General features: G+C 53.8%; 1 protein-coding gene. It reads left to right on the top strand.

The genetic code is table 11. The features are described from left to right. A partial coding sequence (locus tag JW499_RS21850; protein ID WP_205212538.1) for a phage terminase large subunit family protein occupies positions 1-366 on the top strand: 366 nt, incomplete at both ends.

Below are 366 nucleotides of genomic sequence, written 5' to 3'. Positions count from 1 at the left end.
CCAAAAGTGAGAGGCACCTGTCAGATTGAGCGTGCAGCCAGTGAATCCCCGCATTTTATGCGTTTTCATGTTGCCTGCCCGCATTGCGGGGAGGAGCAGTATCTTAAATTTGGCGACAAAGAGACGCCGTTTGGCCTCAAATGGACGCCGGATGACCCCTCCAGCGTGTTTTATCTCTGCGAGCATAATGCCTGCGTCATCCGCCAGCAGGAGCTGGACTTTACTGATGCCCGTTATATCTGCGAAAAGACCGGGATCTGGACCCGTGATGGCATTCTCTGGTTTTCGTCATCCGGTGAAGAGATTGAGCCACCTGACAGTGTGACCTTTCACATCTGGACAGCGTACAGCCCGTTCACCACCTGG

Source organism: Amphritea pacifica (assembly GCF_016924145.1).
GTDB lineage: Bacteria > Pseudomonadota > Gammaproteobacteria > Pseudomonadales > Balneatricaceae > Amphritea > Amphritea pacifica.
Note: the sequence above shows the minus strand (reverse complement) of the source record. Positions and strands in the feature narration are given on the sequence as shown.